Origin of the sequence: Streptomyces sp. NPDC056222 (genome assembly GCF_042264065.1) — a bacterium.
GTDB lineage: Bacteria > Actinomycetota > Actinomycetes > Streptomycetales > Streptomycetaceae > Streptomyces.
In genome coordinates, this window is sequence record NZ_JBHJTL010000106.1 from 1 (window position 1) to 26,033 (window position 26,033).

Below are 26,033 nucleotides of genomic sequence, written 5' to 3' on the forward strand. Positions count from 1 at the left end.
GGGAATCCCCGGGGCGCCCCCGCCGTTCTCCCGGTATGTCCCGGAACGTGGCCGTTCCGGCGCGTGGTGCCCGTCTCACCCCCCGCACGCGTGAGCACGGTGGCTGCCGGATCGATACGATGGCCTTTCCGGGCCTGACCGGGGGACCCGGAACCTCCCCCAGACTTCGTCCGGGGGGACCCCAAGGAGCGCTCTTGCCAGACGAGGCCCAGCCACTCTCCGCCGCGCAGCCCGACCCGCAGGCCGAGAAGGCCGCGGCGGAACCCGCGACGCCCAAGAACAAGCCCGCGGAGAGCAGGCCCGCGCCCGTGGCCCCCGCCCCGGCACCGGCCTCCACGCCCAAGCCGGCGCCCGCCCCCGTGACCCGTTCAGGTGGCGGCTCGTCCAACCGTGTACGGGCCCGCCTCGCCCGCCTCGGCGTCCAGCGCTCCTCCCCGTACAACCCGGTCCTCGAACCGCTGCTTCGGATCGTCCGTTCCAACGACCCGAAGATCGAGACCGCGACGCTCCGCCAGGTCGAGCGCGCCTACCAGGTCGCCGAGCGCTGGCACCGCGGACAGAAGCGCAAGAGCGGCGACCCGTACATCACGCACCCGCTCGCCGTCACCACCATCCTCGCCGAGCTCGGCATGGACCCCGCCACGCTCATGGCCGGTCTGCTGCACGACACCGTCGAGGACACCGAGTACGGCCTGGACACGCTGCGCCGCGACTTCGGCGACCAGGTCGCCCTGCTCGTCGACGGCGTCACCAAGCTCGACAAGGTCAAGTTCGGTGAGGCCGCGCAGGCCGAGACCGTCCGCAAGATGGTCGTCGCCATGGCCAAGGACCCGCGCGTTCTGGTCATCAAGCTCGCCGACCGGCTGCACAACATGCGCACCATGCGCTATCTCAAGCGGGAGAAGCAGGAGAAGAAGGCCCGCGAGACCCTCGAGATCTACGCGCCCCTGGCCCACCGCCTGGGCATGAACACCATCAAGTGGGAGCTGGAGGACCTCGCCTTCGCGATCCTCTACCCCAAGATGTACGACGAGATCGTCCGGCTCGTCGCCGAGCGCGCGCCCAAGCGCGACGAGTACCTCGCCATAGTGACCGACGAGGTCCAGTCCGACCTGCGCGCCGCCCGCATCAAGGCCACCGTCACCGGACGGCCCAAGCACTACTACAGCGTCTACCAGAAGATGATCGTCCGCGGCCGTGACTTCGCGGAGATCTACGACCTGGTCGGCATCCGCGTCCTCGTGGACACCGTCCGCGACTGCTACGCGGCGCTCGGCACCGTCCACGCGCGATGGAACCCGGTCCCCGGCCGGTTCAAGGACTACATCGCGATGCCGAAGTTCAACATGTACCAGTCGCTGCACACGACGGTCATCGGCCCCAACGGCAAGCCCGTCGAGCTGCAGATCCGCACCTTCGACATGCACCGCCGGGCCGAGTACGGCATCGCCGCCCACTGGAAGTACAAGCAGGATCCCTCCGCCGGGGCCTCCAAGGTGCGGACCGACGTGCCCAAGAGCGCCGGCAAGGACGACCACCTCAACGACATGGCGTGGCTGCGCCAGCTGCTCGACTGGCAGAAGGAGACCGAGGACCCCGGCGAGTTCCTGGAGTCCCTCCGCTTCGACCTGTCGCGCAACGAGGTCTTCGTCTTCACCCCCAAGGGCGACGTCATAGCGCTGCCCGCCGGGGCCACCCCCGTCGACTTCTCCTACGCCGTCCACACCGAGGTCGGCCACCGCACCATAGGGGCCCGGGTCAACGGGCGGCTCGTCCCGCTCGAGTCGACCCTCGACAACGGCGACCTGGTCGAGGTCTTCACCTCCAAGGCCGCCGGCGCCGGGCCGTCCCGCGACTGGCTGGGCTTCGTCAAGTCCCCGCGAGCCCGCAACAAGATCCGTGCGTGGTTCTCCAAGGAGCGCCGCGAGGAGGCGATCGAGCAGGGCAAGGACGCCATCGCGCGGGCCATGCGCAAGCAGAACCTGCCGATCCAGCGCATCCTGACCGGCGACTCGCTCGTCACGCTCGCCCACGAGATGCGCTACAGCGACATCTCCTCGCTGTACGCGGCGATCGGCGAGGGCCATGTCACGGCCCAGTCCATCGTCCAGAAGCTGGTGCAGGCCCTCGGCGGCGAAGAGGCGGCCAACGAGGACCTCGTCGAGACCGCCCCGCCCACGCGCGGCCGCGCCAAGCGCCGCTCCAGCGCCGACCCCGGTGTCGTCGTCAAGGGCGTCGAGGACGTCTGGGTCAAGCTGGCCCGATGCTGTACGCCCGTACCCGGCGACCCGATCATCGGCTTCGTCACCCGCGGCAGTGGCGTATCGGTTCACCGCAGCGACTGCGTCAACGTCGAGTCGCTCTCCCGCGAACCCGAGCGCATCCTCGAGGTCGAGTGGGCGCCCACCCAGTCCTCGGTGTTCCTGGTCGCCATCCAGGTCGAGGCACTCGACCGCTCCAGGCTGCTGTCGGACGTCACCCGGGTCCTGTCGGACCAGCACGTCAACATCCTGTCGGCGGCCGTCCAGACCTCCCGCGACCGGGTCGCCACCTCGCGCTTCACCTTCGAGATGGGCGACCCGAAGCACCTCGGGCATGTCCTGAAGGCCGTCCGCGGCGTGGAGGGCGTCTACGACGTCTACCGCGTCACCTCGGCCCGCAGGCCGTAACGCGGACGCACGAGACGAGAGAAGGGCCCCGGTACCTGTCACAGGTACCGGGGCCCTTCCCGTACGACCGCTGTCAGCCGCCGAACTCCTGCAGACCCTTGAGCGCCTGGTCCAGGAGCGCCTGGCGGCCCTCCAGCTCACGGCCCAGCTTGTCGGCCTTGGCGTCGTTGCCCGCCGCGCGGGCCGCGTCGATCTGCTTCTGCAGCTTGTCGACCGCGTCCTGCAGCTGGCCCGTCAGACCCGCGGCACGCGCGCGTGCCTCCGGGTTGGTCCGGCGCCACTCCGACTCCTCGGCCTCCTGCAGCGCCCGCTCCACCGCGTGCATCCGGCCCTCGACCTTCGGGCGGGCGTCGCGCGGCACGTGGCCGATGGCCTCCCAGCGCTCGTTGATGGAACGGAAGGCCGCACGGGCCGCCTTCAGATCCCCCACGGGCACCAGCTTCTCGGCCTCGACCGCGAGCTCCTCCTTCAGCTTGAGGTTCTCGGTCTGCTCCGCGTCCCGCTCGGCGAAGACCTCGCCGCGCGCCGCGAAGAACACGTCCTGGGCGCCGCGGAAGCGGTTCCACAGGTCGTCCTCGTGCTCGCGCTGGGCGCGGCCCACCGCCTTCCACTCCGCCATCAGCTCGCGGTAGCGGGCGGCCGTGCCACCCCAGTCAGTGGAGTTGGAGAGCGACTCGGCCTCCGCGACCAGCTTCTCCTTGGCCTTGCGGGCCTCCTCGCGCTGCGCGTCCAACGAGGCGAAGTGCGCCTTGCGGCGCTTGGAGAACGCCGAGCGGGCGTGCGAGAAGCGGTGCCACAACTCGTCGTCCGACTTCCGGTCGAGCCGAGGCAGGCCCTTCCAGGTGTCCACGAGCGCGCGCAGCCGCTCACCGGCGGCCCGCCACTGCTCGCTCTGCGCCAGCTCCTCGGCCTCCTTGACCAGAGCCTCCTTGGCGCCCCGCGCCTCGTCGGTCTGCTTGGCCTTCTGGACCTTGCGCTCCTCGCGGCGCGACTCCACCGTCTCGACCAGCTTGTCGAGACGAGTGGTCAGCGCGGCGAGGTCACCCACGGCGTGATGCTCGTCGACCTGCTGCCGGATGTGGTCGATCGCGGCAGTGGCGTCCTTCGCCGAGAGGTCGGTGGTCTTCACCCTCTTCTCGAGGAGGCCGATCTCGACAACCAAGCCCTCGTACTTGCGCTCGAAGTAGGCCAGTGCCTCCTCGGGAGTGCCGGCCTGCCACGATCCGACGACCTTCTCGCCCTCGGCAGTACGCACGTACACGGTGCCCGTCTCGTCGACGCGGCCCCACGGGTCGCTGCTCACAGCGCCTCCTCCACATGATGCCGCTGAGGGGGTTGTGCCCCCTGGGCATCGTCCACAGTTTCCCGGCGGGCCTCGCCCGCCCTCAACAACGCGGATACAGGACCGCGCTGCACAACGCCAATCTAGGCGACCGGCCGCCCGGCTGTCCGCACTCAGCGCGACCGAAATTCAACGGTCACGCCGTGCGTCACTTCTTGGCGACCGTGGCCTTCTCGATGGTGACGGGCTTCTTCGGCGCGCCGTCCTTGGCGCCACCCTCGACCCCGGCCTTCGCGACCTCCTGGACCGCCTTCAGGCCCGCCGCGTCGATCTTCCCGAAGGGCGTGTAGCTCGGGGGCAGCTTCGTGTCCTTGTAGACGAGGAAGAACTGGCTGCCGCCCGTGCCCGGCTGACCGGTGTTGGCCATCGCCACCGTTCCGGCCGGGAACGTCACCGAACCGTCCGCGCCGGCCTTGCCGAGGGAGTCCAGGTTCTCGTCCGGGATGGTGTAGCCCGGCCCGCCGGTGCCGTCGCCCTTCGGGTCGCCGCACTGGAGGACGAAGATGCCGTCGGTGGTGAGCCGGTGGCACTTCGTTCCGTCGAAGTACTTCTTGTCGGCCAGGTGCTTGAAGGAGTTCACCGTCCGCGGGGTCTTCGCCGCGTCCATGGCGATGGAGATGTCGCCCTCGTTGGTCTTCAGGGCCATCGTGTACGTGGCCTTCTTGTCGACGGTCATCGCCGGCTCGGGCGTCGTCGACTCGCTCGCGGTGGGGGTCGGGGCGTCGCTCGCGGCGTCGTCGGAGCCCTTCTTGCCACCGTCGGACAGCGCCACCGAGGCATACACGGCACCACCCGCGGCCAGGACCACGGCCAGCGAGGCTGCGATGACGGTGTTACGGCGCCTGGTCTTCAGCCGCGCCTCCTGCCGTCGCTGCTGCTGCCGTACGTACTTCTCCCTGGCGAGCTGCCGCCGCCGCTGATCGCTGCTGACCACCGGGTCTGCTCCTTGTCGCTCGTGCGTTCCTGCCCTGGCCGGGTGTGCCCGTACCGTATACGGGTTGGCTGTGGAATACGCAGCGCCGGTAGGCTCTGATCTGCCGCTTCCGCTCCGCCGCACCTCTGTGCCGGACGACATTTAAGGACGATCGTGCTGATTGCCGGGTTCCCCGCCGGGGCCTGGGGGACCAACTGCTATCTGGTCGCCCCCGCCGCAGGCGAGGAGTGCGTGATCATCGACCCGGGCCACCAGGCCGCCCAGGGAGTCGAGGAGACGCTCAAGAAGCATCGGCTCAAGCCCGTCGCGGTGGTCCTCACCCATGGCCACATCGACCACGTCGCCTCCGTCGTCCCGGTCTGTGGCGCCCATGACGTACCCGCGTGGATCCACCCCTCCGACCGGTACATGATGAGCGACCCGGAGAAGGCCCTCGGCCGCTCCATCGGGATGCCGCTCATGGGCGAACTGACCGTGGGCGAGCCGGACGACGTGCACGAGCTCACCGACGGCGCGAAGCTGGACCTCGCCGGACTGGAGTTCTCCGTCGCGCATGCGCCCGGTCATACCAAGGGGTCGGTGACCTTCCAGATGCCGCAGACCACGGAGATCCCCTCCGTGTTCTTCTCCGGCGATCTGCTCTTCGCCGGCTCCATCGGACGCACCGACCTGCCCGGCGGTGACATGGACGAGATGCTCGAATCGCTGGCCCGCGTGTGCCTGCCGCTCGACAACTCGACCGTGGTGCTGTCGGGACACGGTCCCCAGACGACCATCGGCCAGGAGCGCGCCACCAACCCGTATTTGCGGGACACGGCCATCGGCCGCAGAGAACGCGGCAGCGCGAAGGCTCCCCGACGAGGAATGTGACGAGACTTTCGTGAGCACCTTTCAGGCCCCCAAGGGCACGTACGACCTGATCCCGCCCCGCTCCGCCACGTTCCTGGCGGTCCGGGACGCGATCTCCACGCCGCTGAAGAACGCCGGCTACGGCTACATCGAGACGCCCGGTTTCGAGAACGTCGAGCTGTTCTCGCGCGGTGTCGGCGAGTCCACGGACATCGTGACCAAGGAGATGTACACCCTCACGACGAAGGGCAACGACAACCTGGCCCTGCGTCCGGAGGGCACCGCGTCCGTGCTGCGCGCGGCGCTCCAGGCCAACCTGCACAAGCAGGGCAACCTGCCGGTGAAGCTCTGGTACTCGGGCTCGTACTACCGCTACGAGCGCCAGCAGGCGGGCCGCTACCGCCACTTCTCCCAGGTCGGCGCCGAGGCGATCGGCGCCGAGGACCCGGCGCTCGACGCCGAGCTGATCATCCTGGCCGACCAGGCGTACCGTTCGCTGGGCCTGCGGAACTTCCGCATCCTGCTGAACTCGCTCGGCGACAAGGAGTGCCGTCCCGTCTACCGCGAGGCGCTCCAGGGCTTCCTGCGCGGTCTCGACCTCGACGAGGACACGCTCCGCCGGGCCGAGATCAACCCGCTGCGCGTGCTCGACGACAAGCGGGCCGACGTCCAGAAGCAGCTGGTCGGCGCTCCGGTGCTGACCGACTACCTGTGCGACGCGTGCAAGGCGTACCACGCCGAGGTGCGCGAGCTGCTCACGGCGGCCGGTGTGGCCTTCGAGGACGACGTGAAGCTGGTGCGCGGGCTGGACTACTACACCCGCACGACGTTCGAGTTCGTCCACGGCGGCCTGGGCTCGCAGTCCGCGGTCGGCGGCGGCGGTCGCTACGACGGCCTCTCCGAGATGATCGGCGGCCCGGCGCTCCCGTCGGTCGGCTGGGCGCTCGGCGTGGACCGCACCGTGCTGGCCCTGGAGGCCGAGGGCATCGAGCTCGACATCCCGTCCTCGACCAGCGTCTTCGCGGTCCCGATGGGCGAGGAGGCGCGCCGGGTGCTCTTCGGCGTGGTCACCGAGCTGCGCCGGGCGGGCGTCGCGACGGACTTCTCGTACGGCGGGAAGGGCCTGAAGGGCGCGATGAAGGACGCCAACCGCTCGGGCGCCCGGTACGCCATCGTCGCAGGCGAGCGCGACCTGGCCGAGGGCGTGGTCCAGCTCAAGGACATGGAGTCCGGCGAGCAGGAGCCGGTGGCCCTGGACAAGCTGGTCGACACCCTCCGGGCGAAGACCGCCTGAAGCGAGTTGTCGTGACGACGGGCCCGGACCGCTTCTCGCGGCCCGGGCCCGCCGCGTTCCCGGCCGTCCTTATGTCCACCGAACGGTGGAACGGTTCCCTCGTGCGGCAGAATGACCCTGCCCAGAAGCCCGCGAGTGATGGATCGGGGATATGACAGACGCAGCCGTTGACGACGCGACGCGCGGCACGATCGGCGCGAGCCGCGCCTTGGCCTGGCTGCTGGTGATCACCGGAGCCGCGGGCCTGCTCGCCGCATGGGTCATCACGATCGACAAGTTCAAGCTCCTCGAGGACCCGAACTTCACCCCGGGCTGCAGCCTCAACCCGATCGTCTCCTGCGGCAACATCATGAAGAGCGAGCAGGCGTCGGTCTTCGGCTTCCCGAACCCGATGCTGGGCCTCGTCACCTACGCGATGGTCATCGCGATCGGTGTCGCCCTCCTCGCGGGCGCCCGCTACCGCCGCTGGTACTGGCTCGGGCTGAACGCGGGCACGTTGTTCGGCGTCGGGTTCTGCACCTGGCTGATGTACCAGTCGCTGTACGAGATCAACGCGCTCTGCCTCTGGTGCTGCCTGGCCTGGGCCGCCACGATCGTCATGTTCTGGTACGTGACCTCGCACAACGTCCGCAACGGTGTGATTCCCGCCCCCCGAGGCCTGCGGACCTTCTTCGACGAGTTCACCTGGGTGCTGCCCGTCCTGCACATCGGGATCATCGGGATGCTGATCCTGACGCGCTGGTGGGACTTCTGGACCTCCTGACCGGCCGGGCGGGACTGTCGGTGGCGTGACCTAGGCTTCATGACGTGGAGCCCGACCTCTTTACCGCAGCCGCCGAAGAACGCCAGGAGAAGGACCCGTCCGCCAGCCCCCTGGCCGTACGGATGCGTCCGCGCACCCTGGACGAAGTCCTCGGCCAGCAGCATCTGCTCAAGCCGGGATCTCCCCTGCGGCGGCTGGTGGGGGAGGGGAGCGGAGGCCCGGCGGGCGCCTCGTCCGTGATCCTGTGGGGGCCGCCCGGCATCGGGAAGACCACCCTCGCGTACGTCGTCTCCAAGGCGACCAACAAGCGCTTCGTGGAGCTCTCCGCGATCACGGCGGGCGTCAAGGAGGTCCGTGCCGTCATCGAGGGGGCCCGGCGGGCCGCCGGCGGCTTCGGCAAGGAGACCGTCCTCTTCCTCGACGAGATCCACCGCTTCTCCAAGGCCCAGCAGGACTCGCTCCTCCCGGCGGTGGAGAACCGCTGGGTGACGCTGATCGCGGCGACGACGGAGAACCCGTACTTCTCGATCATCTCCCCGCTGCTCTCCCGCTCCCTGCTGCTCACGCTCGAGCCGCTCACCGACGGCGATCTGCGCGACCTGCTGAAGCGGGCCCTCACCGAGGACCGCGGGCTCGGCGGCGCCGTCACCCTGCCCGAGGACGCCGAGGCGCATCTGCTGCGGATCGCCGGCGGCGACGCCCGGCGCGCGCTGACGGCGCTGGAGGCGGCCGCGGGCTCGGCCATCGCCAAGGGCGAGCCGGAGATCACCCTCCAGACGGTCGAGGAGACCGTCGACCGGGCGGCGGTGAAGTACGACCGGGACGGCGACCAGCACTACGACGTGGCCAGCGCGCTCATCAAGTCCATCCGGGGCTCGGACGTGGACGCGGCGCTGCACTATCTGGCCCGGATGATCGAGGCGGGGGAGGACCCCCGGTTCATCGCCCGCCGTCTGATGATCTCGGCGAGCGAGGACATCGGGCTGGCCGACCCGACGGCGCTGCCGACGGCGGTCGCGGCCGCGCAGGCGGTCGCCATGATCGGATTCCCCGAGGCGGCGCTGACCCTGAGCCACGCCACGATCGCCCTGGCCCTGGCCCCGAAGTCGAACGCGGCGACGACCGCGATCTTCGCGGCCCAGGCGGACGTACGGAACGGTCTGGCGGGCCCGGTCCCCGCGCATCTGCGCGACGGCCACTACAAGGGCGCGGCCAAGCTGGGCCACGCCCAGGGGTACGTCTACCCGCACGACGTCCCGGGCGGAATCGCGGCCCAGCAGTACGCACCGGACGAGGTCCACGGCAAGCGCTACTACGAACCCACCCGCTACGGCGCGGAGGCGCGGTACGCGGACGTGGTGGAGAAGGTACGGGAGAGGCTGCGGGGCGACGGCTGACGGCGGGACCCGGGCGCGTGCACGGGCACCCGGACGACCCGGTACACTCATGCGGAGTGCTGCGTCCCGTGTCCGGCTTCGGTCGGCGCCACCAGAACGGGACAGGCAGCCGGAGGCCCGCCTCAGGCGGGATCTCCAGGAGTGTCGCGCACCTTCGAAGGTGTCGCGGGCAACCCATCACCTCCCCGGATCTCCGGGACCAGGCGATGGGCCGTTCGCGTGCTGCACGTATGTGCCCAGACCAGGGAGCGGCTGCCCGACAGGTCCTCACGGACCGCAAGGGTTTCCCCGGCTGCGGATGCGACCTCCTCTAACCCTGGTGAAGCCGTATTCGTACAGATAGAGAGGTTGGTTCATGCCGAACCAGTCCCGTCCCAAGGTCAAGAAGTCGCGTGCCCTCGGCATCGCGCTGACCCCGAAGGCCGTCAAGTACTTCGAGGCCCGCCCCTACCCGCCGGGCGAGCACGGCCGTGGCCGCAAGCAGAACTCGGACTACAAGGTCCGTCTGCTCGAGAAGCAGCGTCTGCGCGCCCAGTACGACATCTCTGAGCGTCAGATGGCCCGCGCGTACGACCGCGCCAAGAAGGCCGAGGGCAAGACGGGCGAGGCGCTGGTCGTCGAGCTCGAGCGTCGCCTCGACGCCCTGGTCCTGCGTTCGGGCATCGCCCGCACCATCTACCAGGCCCGCCAGATGGTCGTGCACGGTCACATCCAGGTCAACGGTGGCAAGGTCGACAAGCCGTCGTTCCGTGTCCGTCCCGACGACGTCGTGATGGTCCGCGAGCGCTCCCGGGAGAAGCCGCTGTTCCTGGTGGCCCGTGAGGGTGGCTTCGCCGCCGACGGTGAGACCCCGCGCTACCTGCAGGTCAACCTGAAGGCCCTGGCCTTCCGCCTCGACCGCGACCCGAACCGCAAGGAAATCCCGGTCATCTGCGACGAGCAGCTGGTCGTCGAGTACTACGCCCGCTGATTCAGCTGCCGTAGTACCACCCGCGCGGTGTTCAGCCCGCCGCTTCCCCGCCCTTACCGGTGGGGAAGCCGGCGGGCTTCCGCTTGTCCGGCACCGCTCGTACGGAACGGCCGGGGCGCCCGCGGACCGGCGATACGGGTGGCCGGATCTCGACGGTCGCTGAGCGCCCGGTCCACCGCCGCGTCCAAGGAGAGCCGCCGGCCCTCCCGCACCGACGCCCCGTAACGCTCCGCGCCCAGCACCTCGCCGGCCTGCCGCTCGCACAGCACCCGCGCTCCGTTGAAATAGCCCGAGCCGAACAGCTGCAGACCCACCGAGTCCCACACCGGCAGCGCCGCACCCTGCAGCACCGCCGCCTCCGCCGGGTCACCCTCGCTCGCCGTCACCAGCGCGAGCAGCTCGATCCCCAGGACCAGACCCACCAGATCGTGGAACGTGTGGTTGATGGTCACGCACTCGGTGAGCAGCTTCCGCGCCTCGCCGTGATCGCTCCCGCACCATGCCGCGTACGCCAGCACATACAGCGCGTACGCCCTGGTCCAACGCTCGCCGCGCTCCTCGCAGATCTCCCGCACCTCCGCGCACAGCGCGACCGCACCCTCCAGATCCCCCTGGAAGACCCGGGCCATCGCCAGCTCGACCTGCCCCATCAGCACATTGCTGTTCAGCTCGCCGAGCTCCCGGTACGCCTCGAGCGCGCTGCCGATCAGCTCCTCCGCGCGGGGCATGTCGTCCGACAGCAGCGCCAGGCAGCCCATCCGATGCGTCGCGTACGCCTCCGCCACCGGGTTCCCCACCGAGCGGGCGCGCTCGCCGCACTCGTGGAGCGCCGCGACCGCAGCCGTACTGTCCCCCTGCAGAATCGCCACGTAGCCGAGCACCCACAGCGCCTTCAGCCGGGCGTCCTCGTGCTCCGAGCCGAGCGCCAGCGCCCGGTCCAGCCAGTGCCTGCCCTCCGAGAGCCGCCCGCACCCCGCCCAGTAGAACCAGAGCGTCCCGGCGAGATGCTGCGCCAGATGCGCCTCGTCCGGCTGCTCCAGACAGAGCTCCATCGCCGCCCGCAGATTGGGCAGCGCCGCGTCCGTGCAGGCCGCGACCTCGGCCTGGCGCGGGCTGAACCACTCCAGCTCGCACCAGGTGGCCAGACCCATGTACCAGTCGCGGTGCCGCCGGCGCATCCGCTCCGTGTCGCCCAGCGCCGCCAGCCACTCCGCGCCGTACGCGGACACGGTGTCCAGAATCCGGTAGCGCGGACCCGCGGCGGTGTCCTCCCGCGCCACCAGCGACTGGGCGAGCAGGCCACCGAGCACCTCGAGCACCTCGTCCGCCGGCAGGTCCGGGCCGCCGCAGACGTACTCGGCCGCCTCGAGGTCGAACGGCCCGGCGAAGACCGAGAGGCGCGCCCACAACAGCCGCTCCTCCGGGGTGCACAGTTCGTGACTCCAGCCGATCGCCGTCCGAAGCGTCTGATGGCGCGGCAGCCCGCCGCGTGCCCCGTCCGTCAGCAGCCGGAACCTGTCGTCGAGCCGGTGCAGCACCTGCTCGACCGTGAGCAGCGGCATCCGGGCGGCCGCCAGCTCCAGGGCCAGCGGAATTCCGTCGAGCCGTCGGCACAGCTCGTGCACCGCGGAGGGGTCCCGGTCGTCCGGCCCACCGGGCGCCCCGGCAGTGCGCGCCCGTTCCTCGAAGAGGCTCACACCGTCCGCCTCGTCCATGGGCGCCAGCGTGAAGACCGCCTCGCCGTCCACCCGCAGCGGACGGCGGCCCATCGCCAGCACGGTCAGGCCGGGGGAGTGCCGCAGCAACTCCCGTACAAGCGGTGCGCACTCCGCCACCAGGTGCTCGAAGCCGTCGAGGACCAGCAGCAGTCGGCGCTCCGCGAGATGCTCGGTCAGGATCTCGCGCGGGGTACGCAGGGTGTGGTCGGTCAGGTCCAGCGCCTCGGCCAGGGCCAGGGCCACCAGATCCGGGTCGCGCAGCACCGAGAGATCCGCGAGCCATACCCCGTCGACGTAGCGTTTCTGCGTGGCCGAGGCGACTCCCAGACCCAGCCGGGTCTTGCCGACACCGCCCACCCCGACGATCGTGACCAGCCGGAACTCCCCCAGAAGCCGGGCCAGTTCGGCCCGTTCCTCGGCTCGTCCGATGAACCGGTTCAGCTCCGCCGGGAGGTTGCTCCTTCGCATGGGACACGGAGCGTACCCATCCGCACGCACTCCGTACAATCGGATCGGGTGAGTCCCCTCCCCGGAGCCGCGATACGACCCCTAATGCGGTACGGGGGAAGACCCCGGGCGCGATAGGGTCGGAGGACGACTTTTGGCAAGGGGCCAACGACAAGCAGAGAGCGGTGCGGAGTGACCGGTGGAGAGGTTGCCGGGATTCTGGTGGCCGTGTTCTGGGCGATTCTCGTCTCCTTCCTCGCCGTGGTGCTGGTGAGGCTGGCGCAGACGCTCAAGGCGACCACCAAGCTGGTGGCGGACGTGACCGAGCAGGCCGTGCCGCTGCTCAGCGACGCCTCCGCCACCGTGCGGTCGGCGCAGACCCAGCTCGACCGGGTCGACGCGATCGCCTCGGACGTCCAGGAGGTCACCTCCAACGCCTCCGCGCTCTCCTCCACCGTCGCCTCCACCTTCGGCGGCCCGCTCGTCAAGGTCGCGGCCTTCGGCTACGGGGTGCGCAAGGCACTCGGCCGCGGCCGTGACGAGGCGCCGCCGGCGCCCTCGCGACGTACCGTCGTCGTCGGTCGCACCGTGCCGGCCGCGCGACGCCGGAAGCAGAAGGGCTGACGCGCGATGTTCCGCCGTACGTTCTGGTTCACCGCAGGGGCCGCAGCCGGCGTCTGGGCCACCACCAAGGTCAACCGGAAGCTCAAGCAGCTGACCCCGGAGAGCCTCGCCGCGCAGGCGGCGAACAAGGCGATCGAGACCGGCCACCGCCTCAAGGACTTCGCCCTCGACGTCAGGTCGGGCATGGTCCAGCGCGAGGCCGAACTGGGCGAGGCCCTCGGCCTGGAGGCACCGGTGGACGCACCGGCGGAGCGTGAGCTCCCGGGTCCGCGCCGCAGGGCATCGCTCGATGCCACCCCGAACACCACCACGCATTCGTACCGAACGATCTCGTACAACCGGAATGAGGACCACTGATGGAGTCGGCTGAAATCCGCCGCCGCTGGCTGAGCTTCTTCGAGGAGCGCGGGCACACCGTCGTCCCTTCGGCGTCGCTCATCGCGGACGACCCGACTCTGCTTCTGGTCCCCGCGGGCATGGTTCCGTTCAAGCCGTACTTCCTCGGCGAGGTGAAGCCGCCGTTCTCGCGCGCCTCCAGCGTGCAGAAGTGTGTGCGTACGCCCGACATCGAAGAGGTCGGCAAGACCACCCGCCACGGCACGTTCTTCCAGATGTGCGGCAACTTCTCCTTCGGCGACTACTTCAAGGAAGGCGCCATCAAGCTCGCCTGGGAGCTGCTGACCACCTCGGTGGAGCACGGCGGCTACGGGCTCGAGCCGGAGAAGCTCTGGATCACCGTCTACCAGGAGGACGACGAGGCCGAGCAGATCTGGCGTGACGTCGTCGGCGTCCCGGCCGAGCGCATCCAGCGCCTCGGCAAGAAGGACAACTACTGGTCGATGGGCGTCCCCGGCCCCTGCGGACCGTGCTCCGAGATCAACTACGACCGCGGCCCCGAGTTCGGTGTCGAGGGTGGCCCGGCCGTCAACGACGAGCGGTACGTGGAGATCTGGAACCTGGTCTTCATGCAGTACGAGCGCGGCGAGGGCACCTCGAAGGAGGACTTCGAGATCCTCGGCGACCTGCCGTCGAAGAACATCGACACCGGCCTCGGTCTCGAGCGCCTGGCGATGATCCTGCAGGGCGTACAGAACATGTACGAGACCGACACCCTCCAGGTCGTCATCGACAAGGCCACCGAGCTCACCGGCGTCGCCTACGGCAAGGCCCACGAGAGCGACGTCTCGCTCCGTGTCGTGGCCGACCACATGCGCACGTCCGTGATGCTCATCGGCGACGGTGTCACCCCCGGCAACGAGGGCCGTGGATACGTGCTGCGCCGCATCATGCGCCGCGCCATCCGCAACATGCGCCTGCTCGGCGCCACGGGCGTGGTCGTCCAGGATCTCGTCGACGTGGTCATCGACACGATGGGCGAGCAGTACCCCGAGCTGATCAGCGACCGCAAGCGCATCGAGACCGTCGCGCTCGCCGAGGAGGCCCGCTTCCTCAAGACGCTCAACGCCGGCTCGAACGTCCTCGACGGCGCCGTCACCGAGACCAAGGCCGCCGGCAGCACGGTCCTCCCGGGCGACAAGGCGTTCCTGCTCCACGACACCTGGGGCTTCCCGATCGACCTCACCCTGGAGATCGCCGCCGAGCAGGGGCTCTCCGTGGACGAGGCCGGCTTCCGCCGCCTCATGCAGGAGCAGCGGGACAAGGCCAAGGCCGACGCCAAGGCCAAGAAGACCGGGCACGCCGACGTCGCCGCCTACCGCGAGATCGCGGACGGCAACGGCGCCACCGAGTTCACCGGCTACACCAACACCGAGGGCGAGACCACGGTCGTCGGTCTGCTGGTCAACGGCGTTCCGTCGCCGGCCGCCTCCGAGGGCGACGAGGTCGAGGTCGTCCTCGACCGCACCCCGTTCTACGCCGAGGGCGGCGGCCAGCTCGCCGACCAGGGCCGCATCAAGCTGCACAGCGGCGCCGTCATCGAGGTCCGCGACGTCCAGCAGCCGGTCCCCGGCGTCTCCGTGCACAAGGGCTCCGTCCAGGTCGGCGAGGTGACGGTCGGCTCCACCGCCTACGCCGCCATCGACATCCGCCGCCGCCGGGCCATCGCCCGCGCCCACTCCGCCACGCACCTGACGCACCAGGCCCTGCGTGACGCCCTCGGCCCGACGGCCGCCCAGGCCGGTTCGGAGAACTCGCCCGGCCGCTTCCGCTTCGACTTCGGCTCGCCGAACGCCGTCCCCGGCACGGTCCTCATGGACGTCGAGCAGAAGATCAACGAGGTCCTCGCCCGCGAGCTCGACGTGCACGCCGAGGTCATGCCGATCGACGAGGCCAAGCGCCAGGGCGCCATCGCCGAGTTCGGCGAGAAGTACGGCGAGAAGGTCCGCGTCGTCACCATCGGCGACTTCTCCAAGGAGCTGTGCGGCGGTACGCACGTCAAGAACACCGCCGCGCTGGGCCTGGTCAAGCTGCTCGGCGAGTCGTCGATCGGCAGTGGTGTGCGCCGGGTCGAGGCCCTCGTCGGTGTCGACGCGTACAACTTCCTCGCCCGTGAGCACACGGTCGTCGCCCAGCTCCAGGAGCTGGTCAAGGGCCGCCCCGAGGAGCTTCCGGAGAAGATCTCCTCCATGCTCGGCAAGCTGAAGGACGCCGAGAAGGAGATCGAGAAGTTCCGCGCCGAGAAGGTGCTGCAGGCCGCCGCCGGTCTCGTCGAGGGCGCCAAGGACATCCGGGGCGTCGCGCTCGTCACCGGTCAGGTCGCCGACGGCACCTCCGCCGACGACCTGCGCAAGCTGGTCCTCGACGTCCGCGGTCGCATCTCCTCGGACCGCCCGGCGGTCGTGGCTCTCTTCACCACGGCCAACGGTCGCCCGCTGACGGTCATCGCCACCAACGAGGCCGCCCGCGAGCGTGGTCTCAAGGCCGGTGAGCTCGTCCGTACGGCCGCCAAGACCCTTGGTGGCGGCGGTGGCGGCAAGCCGGACGTCGCCCAGGGCGGCGGTCAGAACCCCGAGGCCGTCGGCGACGCCATCGACGCCGTCGAGCGCCTCGTGGTGGAGACGGCGTGACGATGCGTCGCGGCCGTCGACTCGCGATCGACGTCGGGGACGCCCGGATCGGGGTCGCCTCGTGCGACCCCGACGGGGTCCTCGCCACTCCGGTGGAGACCGTGCCGGGACGTGACGTCCCGGCCGCCCACCGGCGGCTGAGGCAGATCGTCGAGGAGTACGAACCGATCGAGGTCGTCGTGGGCCTGCCCCGCTCGCTCAGCGGGCGGGAGGGCCCGGCGGCCACCAAGGTCCGCGCCTTCGCGCAGGAGATGGCGAAGGGCATCGCGCCGATCCCGGTCCGCCTGGTCGACGAGCGGATGACGACGGTGACGGCCACACAGGGCCTGCGGGCCTCGGGGGTGAAGTCGAAGAAGGGCAGGTCCGTCATCGATCAGGCCGCCGCTGTGATCATCCTTCAGAATGCTCTTGAGTCCGAACGGGTATCAGGTAATCCGCCCGGCGAGGGCGTCGAAGTGGTCATCTGATCGCGATACGGTAACGTTCCGCGCGATGCGGTGGTGTTCGAACAGCTACCGCACAACGTAGAGGCGGTTCGTCCGGAAGCCTCGCGGCTGTTTGGGGATCGATGACTGAGTATGGCCGGGGCTCCAGCTCCGAACCGTGGCATCCCGCGGACCCGTTGTACGGGGACCAGGGATGGGGAGGCCAGCAGCAGCCGTACCCGCAGCAGGCGCAGTACGGCCAGGACCAGTATGGCCAGGATCAGTACGGCCAGGGACAGCTCGGTCAGGACCAGTACGCCCAGGGACAGTACGGCCAGGGCTCGTACGCTCAGGACCCGTACGGTCAGGGCGGGCAGCAGGGGTACGACCCGCAGTACCAGCAGCAGCCTCAGCAGGGTCAGCACCAGCAGGGTCAACAGCCTCAGCAGTACAGCGATCCGCAGTACGGTAATCAGTCCTACGGCGGGCAGCAGGGGTATCCCGGGCAGGGTTACGACACGCCCGGGTACCCCGCACAGCAGTACGACACGGGCTGGGAGACGGGTCAGGCGGCGATGCCGTACGGCGCGACTCCCGCCGATCCGTACGGCGGCCAGAACCCCGATCTCTACAACACTCCCGAGGCATACCCGCCGCCGCAGCCCCCGAGCCGGCGGCAGGGTCCGCCCGAGCCGGTGGTCGACTGGGACGCGGAGCCCGAGGAGGAGGAGCGGCACCCCTTCTTCACCGGCGACGACGGCGCCGATGACGACTACGACGACGACCCCTCCGACGACGGCTCGTCGCGCGGTGGTCGCGACCGGCGTGGCGGCAAGGGCCAGAAGAGCAAGAAGGGCAAGAACGGCATCGCGTGCCTGGTCGTCGCCCTCGTCCTCGCGGGCGGCGTCGGCGGCATCGGCTATTTCGGCTATCAGTTCTGGCAGGGTCAGTTCGGCGCGGCGCCCGACTACGCGGGCGACGGCAGCGGCGAGGTCCAGGTCGAGATCCCCAAGGACTCCGGCGGCTACCAGATCGGCAACATCCTCAAGAAGGCGGGCGTCGTCAAGAGCGTGGACGCCTTCGTCGCCGCGCAGGGGAAGAACCCCAAGGGCCTCTCGATCCAGGCGGGCGTCTACACGCTGAAGAAGGAGATGTCGGCGGAGAGCGCCGTCACGCTGATGCTCGACCCGGCGAGCCAGGCGAACTTCGTGATCCCCGAGGGCCGGCGGAACGTCTGGGTCTACGAGCAGATCGACAAGAAGCTCGAGCTCAAGCCCGGCACGACGCAGGGCGAAGCCAAGGCGAAGGCCAACGACCTGGGCCTCCCGGACTGGGCGAAGAACCGCAAGGGCGTGAAGGACCCGCTGGAGGGCTTCCTCTTCCCGGCGAGCTACCCGGTGGCCAAGGGCAACAAGCCCGAGGACGTGCTGCGCAAGATGGTCTCCCGCTCCAACGCGGAGTTCGCGAAGTACGACCTGGAGGCCAAGGCGAAGCAGCTCGGGGTGGACAGCCCGTGGGAGCTCGTCTCCATCGCGAGCCTCGTCCAGGCGGAGGGCACCTCGCACGACGACTTCCGCAAGATGGCCGAGGTCGTCTACAACCGGCTCAAGCCCAGCAACCCGCAGACCTACGGCAAGCTCGAGTTCGACTCGACGTACAACTACATCAAGAACCAGAGCAAGATCGACCTCTCGCTCGAAGAGCTGCGGAAGTACGACAACGTCTACAACACGTACTACTACAAGGGCCTGCCGCCCGGTCCGATCGGAAACCCGGGCAACGAGGCGCTGAAGGGCGTGGTGAACCCGACGAACGAGGGCTGGTACTACTTCATCTCGCTCGACGGCAAGACGTCCAAGTTCACCAAGACGAACGCCGACCACCAGAAACTCGTCAACGAGTTCAACAAGTCGAGGAAGAACTGATGTCGTCGATGCGCCGCGCCGCCGTCCTCGGCTCGCCCATCGCCCACTCGCTCTCCCCGGTCCTGCACCGGGCGGCGTACGCCGCGCTCGGCCTCGACACCTGGTCGTACGACCGGTTCGAGGTCGACGAGGCCGGGCTGCCCGAGTTCGTCGCCGGGCTGGACGACTCCTGGGCCGGTCTGTCGCTGACGATGCCGCTGAAGCGGGCGATCATCCCGCTGCTCGACGAGATCAGCGACACGGCCGCCTCGGTGGAGGCCGTGAACACGGTCGTCCTCACGGAGGACGGCCGTCGCGTCGGCGACAACACCGACATTCCCGGCCTGGTCGCCGCCCTGCGTGAGCGGGGTGTCGAGAAGGTGGAGTCCGCCGCCGTCCTCGGCGCCGGCGCCACCGCCTCCTCGGCGCTCGCCGCGCTGGCGCGCATCTGCGCGGGCCCCGTCACCGCGTACGTACGGAGCGAGGCGCGGGCCGACGAGATGCGCGGCTGGGGCGAGCGGCTCGGTGTGGACGTCCGTACCGCGGACTGGGGGAGCGCGGCGGAGGCGTTCGCGTCCCCGCTCGTGATCGCGACCACCCCCGCCGGGACGACGGACTCCCTGGCACCCGAGGTCTCCGGCGCTCCGGGCACCCTCTTCGACGTGCTCTACCACCCCTGGCCGACCCCGCTCGCCGCGGCCTGGTCCGCGCGGGGCGGCACGGTCCTCGGCGGCCTGGACCTTCTGGTCCACCAGGCCGTCCTCCAGGTCGAACAGATGACCGGCCGCGCCCCGGCGCCGCTCGAGGCGATGCGGCAGGCGGGCACCGAGGCCCTCGCGTCAAACGCGTAGCCCATGGCGTGACGGCGTGCCCGACCCCGCCAGCTGACATATTCGCCCCGTGCATCGTCCGATAACTGGACCTGAACCGGGATCGGTCGCCGAACGTGGGAGGATCGATGACGGCGGGCCAGGGCCGCGCACCTGGTCGCGCCAAGCAGTTCTGGGCGCGAGCATGAGGAGCATCGTTGAGCAGGTTGCGCTGGCTGACCGCCGGAGAGTCCCACGGACCCGCGCTGGTCGCGACGCTGGAGGGCCTTCCCGCCGGCGTCCCGGTCACCACGGAGCTCGTGGCGGACCACCTCGCGCGGCGGCGCCTCGGCTATGGGCGCGGCGCGCGCATGAAGTTCGAGCAGGACGAGATCACCTTCCTGGGTGGTGTCCGCCACGGGCTCTCCCTCGGCTCGCCGATCGCCGTGATGGTCGGCAACACCGAGTGGCCCAAGTGGGAGAAGGTCATGGCGGCCGACCCGGTCGACCCCGCCGAACTCAAGGAGACGGGCCGCAACGCGCCCCTGACCCGGCCCCGCCCCGGGCACGCCGATCTCGCCGGTATGCAGAAGTACGGCTTCGACGAGGCCCGGCCGATCCTGGAGCGCGCCAGCGCCCGTGAGACCGCCGCCCGCGTCGCCCTCGGAGCCGTCGCCCGGTCCTTCATCAAGGAGGCCGCGGGCATCGAGATCGTCTCCCACGTCGTGGAGCTGGCGGCCGCCAAGGCCCCGTACGGCGTCTACCCGACCCCCGCCGACGTCGAGAAGCTCGACGCCGACCCCGTGCGCTGCCTCGACGCGGACGCGTCGAAGGCGATGGTCGCGGAGATCGACCAGGCCCACAAGGACGGCGACACCCTCGGCGGCGTCGTCGAGGTCCTGGCGTACGGCGTGCCCGTCGGCCTCGGCTCCCACGTCCACTGGGACCGCCGCCTCGACGCACGGCTCGCCGCCGCGCTCATGGGCATCCAGGCCATCAAGGGCGTCGAGGTCGGCGACGGCTTCGAGCTCGCCCGTGTGCCCGGCTCGAAGGCGCACGACGAGATCGTGCGGACCGACGACGGCATCAAGCGCACCACCGGCCGCTCCGGCGGTACCGAGGGCGGCCTGACCACCGGTGAGCTGCTCCGCGTCCGCGCCGCGATGAAGCCGATCGCGACCGTCCCGCGCGCGCTCGCCACCGTCGATGTCGCCACCGGCGAGGCCGCCCAGGCCCACCACCAGCGCTCCGACGTCTGCGCCGTCCCCGCCGCCGGCATCGTCGCCGAAGCCATGGTCGCGCTCGTCCTCGCGGACGCCGTCGTGGAGAAGTTCGGCGGCGACAGCGTTCCGGAGACCCGCCGCAACGTCCGGTCGTACCTCGACAACCTCCAGATCCGGTGACCGGACCCCTGGTCGTCCTGGTCGGGCCCATGGGGTCCGGCAAGTCCACGGTGGGCGCGCTCGTCGCCGAGCTGCTCGGCGCGCCCTACCGGGACACCGACGCCGACATCGTCGCCGCACAGGGCCGTGAGATCTCGGACATCTTCATCGAGGACGGCGAGGAGCACTTCCGCGCGCTGGAGCGTGACGCCGTACGGACCGCGGTCGCCGAGCACGAGGGCGTCCTCGCGCTGGGCGGCGGCGCGGTCCTCGACGCCGGCACCCGCGCACTCCTCACCGGACTGCCGGTCGCCTATCTCTCGATGGACGTCGAGGAGGCCGTACGCCGTGTCGGGCTCAACACCGCGCGGCCGCTGCTCGCCGTCAACCCGCGCCGCCAGTGGCGCGAGCTGATGGAGGCACGCCGCCACCTCTACACCGAAGTCGCCCGGGTCGTCGTCGCCACCGACGACCGCACCCCCGAAGAGGTCGCGGACGCGGTCCTCGACGCACTGGAGCTGAAGAAGGACGTATGACGGACCAGGAAGTGACCCGAATCCAGGTCGGCGGTTCGGCGGGCACGGATCCGTACGAGGTGCTGGTCGGGCGGCAGCTGCTCGGTGAGCTGCCCGCCCTGATCGGGCAGAAGGCCAAGCGCGTCGCCGTGATCCACCCCGAGGCGCTGGCAGAGACGGGCGAGGCCCTGCGGGCCGACCTCGCCGACCAGGGCTTCGAGGCCGTCGCCATCCAGGTGCCCAACGCCGAGGAGGCCAAGACCGCCGAGGTCGCGCAGTACTGCTGGAAGGCGCTCGGCCAGACCGGCTTCACCCGCACCGATGTCATCGTCGGTGTCGGCGGCGGTTCGACGACCGACCTGGCCGGCTTCGTGGCGGCCACCTGGCTGCGCGGCGTGCGCTGGATCGCCGTACCGACCACCGTCCTCGGCATGGTCGACGCGGCCGTCGGCGGCAAGACCGGCATCAACACCGCCGAGGGCAAGAACCTCGTCGGCGCCTTCCACCCGCCCGCCGGTGTCCTGTGCGACCTGGCCGCGCTGGACTCGCTGCCGGTCAACGACTACGTCAGCGGCATGGCGGAGATCATCAAGGCCGGTTTCATCGCCGACCCGGTGATCCTCGATCTGGTGGAGGCGGACCCGCAGGCGGCCCGTACGCCGGCCGGACCGCACACCGCCGAGCTGATCGTCCGCTCGATCAAGGTCAAGGCCGAGGTCGTCTCGGGCGACCTCAAGGAGTCGGGGCTGCGCGAGATCCTCAACTACGGTCACACGCTCGCCCACGCGATCGAGAAGAACGAGCGGTACAAGTGGCGGCACGGCGCGGCCGTCTCCGTCGGCATGGTCTTCGCCGCCGAACTCGGCCGACTCGCCGGCCGGCTCGACGACGCCACTGCCGACCGCCACCGCACTGTCCTGGAGTCGGTCGGACTGCCGCTCACCTACCGCGGCGACCAGTGGCCCAAGCTTCTGGAGACCATGAAGGTCGACAAGAAGTCCCGCGGCGACCTGCTGCGCTTCATCGTCCTCGACGGGCTCGGCAAGCCGACCGTGCTCGAAGGCCCGGACCCGGCCGTGCTGATCGCGGCCTACGGCGAGGTGTCCGCGTGAGCGACGTCCGTCCCGTCCTCGTGCTGAACGGCCCGAACCTCGGCCGGCTCGGCTCCCGCGAGCCCGACATCTACGGCGCCACGTCGTACAAGGGCCTGGTGGAGTCCTGCCGGGCCCTCGGGACGGAGCTCGGCTTCGACGTCGACGTGCGGGAGACCAACGACGAGGGCGAGATGATCCGCTGGCTGCACGAGGCCGCGGACGGATCGATTCCGGTCGTTCTCAACCCGGGTGCGTTCACGCACTACTCGTACGGGATGCGCGACGCGGCCGCCCAGCGGACGGCGCCGCTGATCGAGGTGCACATCTCGAACCCGTACACCCGCGAGGAATTCCGGCACACCTCGGTCGTCGCCGCGGTGGCGACCGGGACCGTCGCCGGATTCGGGATCGGCTCCTACCGGCTCGCCCTGCGGGCGCTGGCGGAGGAACTGACCGACTGACAGCGAGCGGCCCCGGAGGCGAACTCGCCTCGCAGGGCACTTCGTACCGCCCCCGGCCGTTCCCCCTGTGGGGGCCGGGGGCGGTAACGTTCCTGGAAGTATCGGCCGTACGAGACGGAGTGGCACCGGATGCAGCACGCAGTGGGGGCTCCGTTGCCACCGCCCGAATCCTCGGGATGGGCGCAGGGCGCCGGGCGACCGCCGATGGCGCAGGGCGGACACCAGGCACCGCACCCCCACCCCGTTCCCCCCGGCCCACCACAGGCGCCCCACCCCGCCGCGGCGCCCCACCCCGCCGCGCCGCCCGCCCCCGGCTGGACGGCCGGCGGTGTGCCGCCGCATCCCGCACAGCCGGCCCCGGCACCGCGCGACACCACCGGGCACGTCCAGCTGCCGCCCGTCGCCATACCCGCGCCGCACCCCGCCGAGCCCGGCACCGGCACGGCGACCCTCGCCGTGCTCCTGATCGGCCCCGCGGGTGCCGGCAAGACGACCGTCGCCCGTCACTGGGCCGCCCGCCGCCGTGTGCCCACCGCGCACATCAGCCTCGACGACGTCCGCGAGTGGGTCTGCTCCGGCTTCGCCGACCCCCAGTCCGGCTGGAACGAGCACTCCGAGGCCCAGTACCGCCTCGCCCGTCGCACCTGCGGCTTCGCCGCCCGCAACTTCCTCGCCAACGGCATCTCGTGCATCCTCGACGACGCCGTCTTCCCCGACCGTCCCGTCGTCGGCCTCGGCGGCTGGAAGCGGCACGTCGGCCCCGGACTGCTTCCGGTCGTCCTCCTGCCGGGCCTGGAGATCGTCCTGGAGCGCAACGCCGAGCGCAGCGGCAACCGGCGCCTGTCGGACGAGGAGGTCGCCTCCATCCACGGGCGGATGGCCGGCTGGTACGGCTCCGGCCTGCCGATCATCGACAACTCCAAGTACGACGTCGAGACCACCGCCCGTGTCCTCGACGAGGTCCTGGCCCGGTCCATAGCGAGCCCGCCCGCCTGGTGACGGCCCGGTGCGGCGGCCGATGGCCCGGTCGGCCGCGCTGAGCAGGCCGGGGCGGCCCGCCCCTCGTAGGCTCGGAACATGTCAGAGGTGTATGCGGACCGCCGGGTGCGGCTGCGCGACCGGTGCGCGGCGGCCGGCGCCCCGGCGGCCCTGGTCTCCCGCCCCGCCAACGTCCGCTATCTCGCGGGCGGTTCGCCCCTCGGTGCCGTGCTGCTGATCGGCCCGGACGAGGACGTACTGCTCTGCCCCACCACGCCCGGCGGCGATCCGGCCGACGGGCGGCTCGACGAGCTGCTGCGACAGGCCGTGCTGCCCGCGGCCGGCGGTGATCCGGCCGTCGCGGCCGTCGACTTCGCCCGCAAGGCGGGCGCGGACGCCCTCGCCGTCGAGGAGCACCATCTGACCGTGGCCCGCCACCGGGCCATGGGCTCGGTCGCGCCGCAGCTCCAGCTCGCAGACCTCGGCGGAGCCGTGGAGCAGCTGAGGATCGTCAAGGACGAGGACGAGATCGCCTGTCTGCGGATCGCGGCCGAGATCGCCGACCAGGCCCTGGGCGAGCTGCTGGAATCCATCCTGGTCGGGCGGACCGAGCGGCATCTCGCCCTGGAGCTGGAACGCCGGCTCGTCGACCACGGCGCGGACGGCGCCGCCTTCCCGACCTCTGTGGCCACCGGCCCGAACTCCGGCCGTGGCGGCCATCGGCCCTCCGACCGCCGGGTCGAGGAAGGAGATTTCCTCTCCGTCTGCCTCGGCGCCAACTACCGCGGCTACCGCTGCGAGATCGGCCGTACGTTCGTCATCGGGACGACCCCCGCCGACTGGCAGATCGAGCTGTACGACCTCGTCTTCGCCGCTCAGCGGGCGGGCCGGGAGTCCCTGGCACCCGGCGCCGAGTACCGGGACGTGGACCGCGCGGCCCGCCAGATCCTGGACGCCGCGGGCCACGGAGAGGCCGTTCCGTCCCTCACCGGGCACGGTGTCGGTCTGGAAATCGACGAGGACCCGCAGCTCGCACCCTCGGCCATGGGTAAACTGGACGCTTGTGTGCCGGTCACCGTCGAACCGGGGGTCCACCTCCCGGGCCGGGGCGGGGTCCGGATCGATGACACGCTCGTCGTGCGCCAGGAGGCGGACGGCGGACCCGAGCTACTCACCATTACGACCAAGGAGCTGCTCGCGCTGTAGGGCGCGTACGCCTCCCTGGTCCCGCGTCAGTCCAGGAGATTCCGCAACCGTGGCTTCCACGAACGACCTCAAGAACGGCATGGTGCTCAAGCTCGACGGGGACCAGCTCTGGTCCGTCGTCGAGTTCCAGCACGTCAAGCCCGGCAAGGGCCCGGCCTTCGTGCGCACCAAGCTCAAGAACGTGCTCTCCGGCAAGGTGGTCGACAAGACCTTCAACGCCGGCGTGAAGGTCGAGACGGCCACCATCGACCGCCGCGACATGCAGTTCTCGTACATGGACGGCGACTACTTCGTCTTCATGGACATGCAGACCTACGACCAGCTGCACGTCGACCGCAAGGCCGTCGGCGACGCCGCCAACTTCCTGATCGAGGGCTTCACCGCCTCGGTCGCGCAGCACGAGGGCTCGGTGCTCTACGTCGAGCTCCCCGCCGCCGTCGAGCTGACCATCCAGCACACCGACCCGGGCGTCCAGGGCGACCGGTCCACCGGCGGCACCAAGCCGGCCACGCTGGAGACCGGCCACGAGATCCAGGTCCCGCTCTTCATCACCACCGGTGAGAAGATCAAGGTCGACACCCGCAGCAGCGACTACCTCGGCCGGGTGAACAGCTAACCGTGGCTGCCCGCAGCAAGGCCCGTAAGCGCGCCTTCCAGATCCTCTTCGAGGCCGACCAGCGCGGTGCGTCCGTGCAGCAGGTCCTCGCGGACTGGGTACGGCACGCACGGTCCGACGACCGTCAGCCGCCGGTCAACGAGTTCACGATGCAGCTGGTCGAGGGGTACGCGGACCACGCGAACCGGATCGACGAGCTCATCGCCACCTACGCGGTGGACTGGGACCTGGACCGGATGCCGGTCGCCGACCGGAACATCGTGCGCCTCGGCGCGTACGAGCTGATCTGGGCCGACGAGACGCCGGACGCCGTGGCGATCGACGAGGCGGTGCAGCTCGCCAAGGAGTTCTCCACCGACGAGTCCCCGACGTTCGTCAACGGCCTTCTGGCCCGCTTCAAGGACCTGAAGCCGCGCCTTCGCCGGGACGCCTGAACCGGCGGTCCCCGGCAGTCGAAGGGGCCCGCAGCACACATCGTGCTGCGGGCCCCTTCGGCGTGTCTCCAGGCGTTTCTCCGGGCCTCTCCGGGGCTTCCCCTGGGTCTCTCCGGGCCTCACAGGGTCTCTCCGGACACAGAGAAACCGCCGGGGCGGGGGAGGGCCCTCAGGCC

Annotated in this window: 23 protein-coding genes; 20 read left to right on the forward strand and 3 right to left on the reverse strand. The window is 70.4% G+C overall.

Features of this window, described 5'->3' with window-relative positions:
• The first annotated feature begins 194 nt into the window (after nt 1-194).
• Nucleotides 195-2,669, forward strand: a complete 2,475-nt coding sequence (locus ACFC0D_RS32800; protein ID WP_376443992.1) for a RelA/SpoT family protein — start codon at nt 195-197, stop codon at nt 2,667-2,669.
• Nucleotides 2,670-2,742: 73 nt separating this feature from the next.
• On the opposite strand, the gene ACFC0D_RS32805 is transcribed toward ACFC0D_RS32800, so the two are convergent.
• Nucleotides 2,743-3,972 carry a DUF349 domain-containing protein gene (locus tag ACFC0D_RS32805; protein ID WP_376443995.1) on the reverse strand — a complete coding sequence of 410 codons (1,230 nt, stop codon included), beginning with the start codon at nt 3,970-3,972 and terminating at the stop codon, nt 2,743-2,745.
• A gap of 187 nt (nt 3,973-4,159) precedes the next feature.
• A complete protein-coding gene (locus tag ACFC0D_RS32810; RefSeq protein ID WP_376443997.1) occupies nt 4,160-4,945 on the reverse strand; it encodes a peptidylprolyl isomerase in 786 nt (261 codons plus the stop codon).
• Between the two features lie 153 nt (nt 4,946-5,098).
• Between ACFC0D_RS32810 and ACFC0D_RS32815 the strand changes: the two genes are divergently transcribed.
• The 5 genes from ACFC0D_RS32815 to rpsD all read left to right on the forward strand — a co-directional run bounded on the left by ACFC0D_RS32815 (nt 5,099) and on the right by rpsD (nt 10,218).
• A complete protein-coding gene (locus ACFC0D_RS32815) occupies nt 5,099-5,815 on the forward strand; it encodes an MBL fold metallo-hydrolase (RefSeq protein ID WP_376444000.1) in 717 nt (238 codons plus the stop codon).
• 10 nt (nt 5,816-5,825) lie between these two features.
• The gene (gene hisS / locus ACFC0D_RS32820) at nt 5,826-7,088 is read left to right on the forward strand and encodes a histidine--tRNA ligase (protein ID WP_376444002.1); all 1,263 of its coding nucleotides are present in this window, start codon (nt 5,826-5,828) and stop codon (nt 7,086-7,088) included.
• Nucleotides 7,089-7,239: 151 nt separating this feature from the next.
• The gene (locus tag ACFC0D_RS32825) at nt 7,240-7,851 is read left to right on the forward strand and encodes a vitamin K epoxide reductase family protein (RefSeq protein WP_376444004.1); all 612 of its coding nucleotides are present in this window, start codon (nt 7,240-7,242) and stop codon (nt 7,849-7,851) included.
• A gap of 44 nt (nt 7,852-7,895) precedes the next feature.
• On the forward strand, nt 7,896-9,248 hold the full coding sequence (locus tag ACFC0D_RS32830; RefSeq protein WP_376444007.1) for a replication-associated recombination protein A: 1,353 nt from the start codon (nt 7,896-7,898) through the stop codon (nt 9,246-9,248).
• 355 nt (nt 9,249-9,603) lie between these two features.
• Complete coding sequence (gene rpsD / locus ACFC0D_RS32835) at nt 9,604-10,218, forward strand: 30S ribosomal protein S4 (RefSeq protein ID WP_376444009.1); 615 nt, start codon at nt 9,604-9,606, stop codon at nt 10,216-10,218.
• Nucleotides 10,219-10,271: 53 nt separating this feature from the next.
• On the opposite strand, the gene ACFC0D_RS32840 is transcribed toward rpsD, so the two are convergent.
• Nucleotides 10,272-12,404, reverse strand: a complete 2,133-nt coding sequence (locus ACFC0D_RS32840; protein ID WP_376444012.1) for an AAA family ATPase — start codon at nt 12,402-12,404, stop codon at nt 10,272-10,274.
• Between the two features lie 171 nt (nt 12,405-12,575).
• On the opposite strand from ACFC0D_RS32840, the gene ACFC0D_RS32845 reads away from it, so the two are divergent.
• The 14 genes from ACFC0D_RS32845 to nusB all read left to right on the forward strand — a co-directional run bounded on the left by ACFC0D_RS32845 (nt 12,576) and on the right by nusB (nt 25,857).
• Nucleotides 12,576-13,007: a DUF948 domain-containing protein gene (locus ACFC0D_RS32845; RefSeq protein ID WP_376444014.1), complete on the forward strand. Its 432-nt coding sequence runs from the start codon at nt 12,576-12,578 to the stop codon at nt 13,005-13,007.
• A gap of 6 nt (nt 13,008-13,013) precedes the next feature.
• Entirely contained in the window at nt 13,014-13,364 is a 351-nt protein-coding gene (locus ACFC0D_RS32850) for a DUF6167 family protein (RefSeq protein ID WP_376444017.1), read from the forward strand.
• The gene (gene alaS / locus ACFC0D_RS32855; RefSeq protein WP_376444019.1) at nt 13,364-16,033 is read left to right on the forward strand and encodes an alanine--tRNA ligase; all 2,670 of its coding nucleotides are present in this window, start codon (nt 13,364-13,366) and stop codon (nt 16,031-16,033) included. The genes ACFC0D_RS32850 and alaS overlap by 1 nt, the downstream gene beginning before the upstream one ends.
• 2 nt (nt 16,034-16,035) lie before the next feature.
• Entirely contained in the window at nt 16,036-16,500 is a 465-nt protein-coding gene (ruvX, locus tag ACFC0D_RS32860) for a Holliday junction resolvase RuvX (RefSeq protein WP_329125795.1), read from the forward strand.
• Nucleotides 16,501-16,601: 101 nt separating this feature from the next.
• On the forward strand, nt 16,602-18,383 hold the full coding sequence (gene mltG / locus ACFC0D_RS32865) for an endolytic transglycosylase MltG (RefSeq protein WP_376444022.1): 1,782 nt from the start codon (nt 16,602-16,604) through the stop codon (nt 18,381-18,383).
• The gene (locus ACFC0D_RS32870; protein WP_376444025.1) at nt 18,383-19,213 is read left to right on the forward strand and encodes a shikimate dehydrogenase; all 831 of its coding nucleotides are present in this window, start codon (nt 18,383-18,385) and stop codon (nt 19,211-19,213) included. Before mltG ends, ACFC0D_RS32870 begins: the two co-directional genes overlap by 1 nt.
• Before the next feature lie 176 nt (nt 19,214-19,389).
• A complete protein-coding gene (gene aroC, locus ACFC0D_RS32875; RefSeq protein ID WP_376444027.1) occupies nt 19,390-20,574 on the forward strand; it encodes a chorismate synthase in 1,185 nt (394 codons plus the stop codon).
• Between the two features lie 29 nt (nt 20,575-20,603).
• Complete coding sequence (locus tag ACFC0D_RS32880) at nt 20,604-21,089, forward strand: shikimate kinase (protein WP_376444046.1); 486 nt, start codon at nt 20,604-20,606, stop codon at nt 21,087-21,089.
• The gene (gene aroB / locus ACFC0D_RS32885; protein ID WP_376444030.1) at nt 21,086-22,180 is read left to right on the forward strand and encodes a 3-dehydroquinate synthase; all 1,095 of its coding nucleotides are present in this window, start codon (nt 21,086-21,088) and stop codon (nt 22,178-22,180) included. Before ACFC0D_RS32880 ends, aroB begins: the two co-directional genes overlap by 4 nt.
• Nucleotides 22,177-22,623, forward strand: coding sequence for a type II 3-dehydroquinate dehydratase (locus tag ACFC0D_RS32890; RefSeq protein WP_362371473.1), 447 nt, complete (start codon nt 22,177-22,179; stop codon nt 22,621-22,623). The genes aroB and ACFC0D_RS32890 overlap by 4 nt, the downstream gene beginning before the upstream one ends.
• Nucleotides 22,624-22,752: 129 nt before the next feature.
• Nucleotides 22,753-23,622 (forward strand): AAA family ATPase, encoded by an 870-nt coding sequence (locus tag ACFC0D_RS32895; protein WP_376444035.1) that lies wholly within the window; start codon nt 22,753-22,755, stop codon nt 23,620-23,622.
• A gap of 78 nt (nt 23,623-23,700) precedes the next feature.
• Nucleotides 23,701-24,807, forward strand: a complete 1,107-nt coding sequence (locus tag ACFC0D_RS32900; protein WP_376444038.1) for an aminopeptidase P family protein — start codon at nt 23,701-23,703, stop codon at nt 24,805-24,807.
• 49 nt (nt 24,808-24,856) lie between these two features.
• Nucleotides 24,857-25,423: an elongation factor P gene (gene efp, locus ACFC0D_RS32905; protein ID WP_318108096.1), complete on the forward strand. Its 567-nt coding sequence runs from the start codon at nt 24,857-24,859 to the stop codon at nt 25,421-25,423.
• 2 nt (nt 25,424-25,425) lie between these two features.
• Complete coding sequence (gene nusB / locus ACFC0D_RS32910) at nt 25,426-25,857, forward strand: transcription antitermination factor NusB (RefSeq protein WP_376444042.1); 432 nt, start codon at nt 25,426-25,428, stop codon at nt 25,855-25,857.
• Nucleotides 25,858-26,033 lie beyond the last annotated feature (176 nt).

Excerpts from the sequence above, each read along its gene's own strand:
- ACFC0D_RS32900 (WP_376444038.1), top strand. The coding sequence starts at position 23,701 with ATGTCAGAGGTGTATGCGGACCGCCGGGTGCGGCTGCGCGACCGGTGC.
- ACFC0D_RS32870 (WP_376444025.1), top strand. The coding sequence starts at position 18,383 with ATGTCGTCGATGCGCCGCGCCGCCGTCCTCGGCTCGCCCATCGCCCAC.
- aroB (WP_376444030.1), top strand. The coding sequence starts at position 21,086 with ATGACGGACCAGGAAGTGACCCGAATCCAGGTCGGCGGTTCGGCGGGC.
- ACFC0D_RS32840 (WP_376444012.1), bottom strand. The coding sequence starts at position 12,404 with ATGCGAAGGAGCAACCTCCCGGCGGAGCTGAACCGGTTCATCGGACGA.
- ACFC0D_RS32825 (WP_376444004.1), top strand. The coding sequence starts at position 7,240 with ATGACAGACGCAGCCGTTGACGACGCGACGCGCGGCACGATCGGCGCG.
- mltG (WP_376444022.1), top strand. The coding sequence starts at position 16,602 with ATGACTGAGTATGGCCGGGGCTCCAGCTCCGAACCGTGGCATCCCGCG.
- ACFC0D_RS32895 (WP_376444035.1), top strand. The coding sequence starts at position 22,753 with ATGCAGCACGCAGTGGGGGCTCCGTTGCCACCGCCCGAATCCTCGGGA.
- ruvX (WP_329125795.1), top strand. The coding sequence starts at position 16,036 with ATGCGTCGCGGCCGTCGACTCGCGATCGACGTCGGGGACGCCCGGATC.
- ACFC0D_RS32880 (WP_376444046.1), top strand. The coding sequence starts at position 20,604 with ATGGGGTCCGGCAAGTCCACGGTGGGCGCGCTCGTCGCCGAGCTGCTC.
- alaS (WP_376444019.1), top strand. The coding sequence starts at position 13,364 with ATGGAGTCGGCTGAAATCCGCCGCCGCTGGCTGAGCTTCTTCGAGGAG.
- rpsD (WP_376444009.1), top strand. The coding sequence starts at position 9,604 with ATGCCGAACCAGTCCCGTCCCAAGGTCAAGAAGTCGCGTGCCCTCGGC.
- ACFC0D_RS32850 (WP_376444017.1), top strand. The coding sequence starts at position 13,014 with ATGTTCCGCCGTACGTTCTGGTTCACCGCAGGGGCCGCAGCCGGCGTC.